Consider the following 1,576-nt stretch of genomic DNA (forward strand, 5'->3'; position numbering starts at 1 on the left):
GGGTTTATTTCGCATGCAAACCTTTAAATTTTCTAAGCCTGGCTTTTAGAAAAAAGAAATAATCTCTACTATACTTGATATTGTATAATCTTAGCTTGATAGTGATGTGGTCATACCCCTTTTTGACGACGTAAGTCAGAGACGAAATGTTGAAATATCTTGTGTCCTATTCTACAGAATTATGGTAATCTCCAACCTTAACTTATATGCGTGAGCATGCAAAAAGGATCCTATCCGTGAAGGGATCCTTTTTTGCATGCTGTCGCAATTATTGTATATAGACCAGGGATACGTTCTTCGATTCCTTCTGGTGCAGTAGAAGGAAAGACCCATCTTTGATGAGATCCATGTTCTTCAACTAGTTTTTCGATTTTAAAACGTTCTTCCGCAATTGTTGTAATGATTTCTCCTAGCGTCCAGCGACGGATGGTTGTTTTAGGTAGCGATTCTTTCTGTGCTTCTGTAAGAAGGATGCTATAAGCAACATCATCTTCAATTAATTCTTCATCGAAATAATTTCCATTGGCCTGAAATGATGGGTGGTCGACTCCTAATAATTTCGTGTAAACAGGATGATAGTCACGAAGGATAAGCATTCCATCTCGCTTAAGTAAAGTAGCAATTTTTTGAAAGAGTGGTTTTAAATCTAGAAAGTAATGGAGTACACCAAGTTCCAGCAATACGATATCAAATGATTCGGAGAGCTGCACATTTAATACATCAGAAACGACATACTGGATAGAGACACCTGCTGCGTCCGCAAGTTCATTTGCATATTTTGCATTACTTGCTGAAATATCAACAACTGTTACGTCAGAGCCTAAAAGGGCAAGTGCGACAGCTTTATTTCCTTTTGAGCCGAGTAAGTTAATAATACGTTTTCCTTTTGGAGATTGTATGTAAGGTAAATAATGTGCTACTTCGCGTGTGGGATCTTCCATGATTTTTTTCGCATAATCAGCTGGTGCCCCATGGCGATTCGTCCAAGCTTCATAAGCAGCTGTATTCCAGCTTTTTTCATTTATAATGCTTAGTTGTTTTTGGTTCAATGTTATCACTCCTTTTGTGAACGTATAGGTTTTCGGCGGGAGGATGGGATTTCCTTTTCGTTCTGGATAAAAGTTTGATTTTTCTGTGATTAAGTCGTAAAATACTTGTTATACGTAAAAGCGTTGAAAAGGAAAAGTAGGATGAACACATTCTTTCCAGAGAGCTTCGGTAGCTGAGAAGAAGCAAGAATATTCATTTGAACAATGGCCTTTGAGCTTCGTCCTGAACTTATCAAATGATAATAGTAGGCGGCGACGAGAGTTGGTACTCGTTATCAAAACCACAGTATAAGAGCACATAGCTCCGTACTTGTTAAGGCTAATTATGTGAGTAATTGGCGAAATAAGGTGGTACCGCGACTGTTTATACAGCCCCGCCCTTATCTTTTTTAAGATAAGGGCGGGGTTTTTTATATTTAAAAGACCTGCGGTAGTATGTCAACTGAAAAATAATATCTTTTGAAGTTATCAAAGGACAAATTGCTTAAAAAAGACATCACGAAACTAGACCAGTATTTTATGTAAAA

1 protein-coding gene and 1 other annotated feature are annotated in these 1,576 nt (G+C 37.7%); the gene reads right to left on the reverse strand.

What is annotated here, in order from left to right; translation table 11 throughout:
• Positions 1-230: 230 nt before the first annotated feature.
• Positions 231-1,049 (reverse strand): class I SAM-dependent methyltransferase, encoded by an 819-nt coding sequence (locus tag MR168_RS32860; protein ID WP_086412478.1) that lies wholly within the window; start codon positions 1,047-1,049, stop codon positions 231-233.
• Between the two features lie 114 nt (positions 1,050-1,163).
• Positions 1,164-1,434, forward strand: a binding site (T-box leader).
• The last annotated feature ends 142 nt before the right edge of the window (positions 1,435-1,576 follow it).

It is taken from the genome of Bacillus cereus group sp. BfR-BA-01356, assembly GCF_022663635.1.
GTDB lineage: Bacteria > Bacillota > Bacilli > Bacillales > Bacillaceae_G > Bacillus_A > Bacillus_A cereus.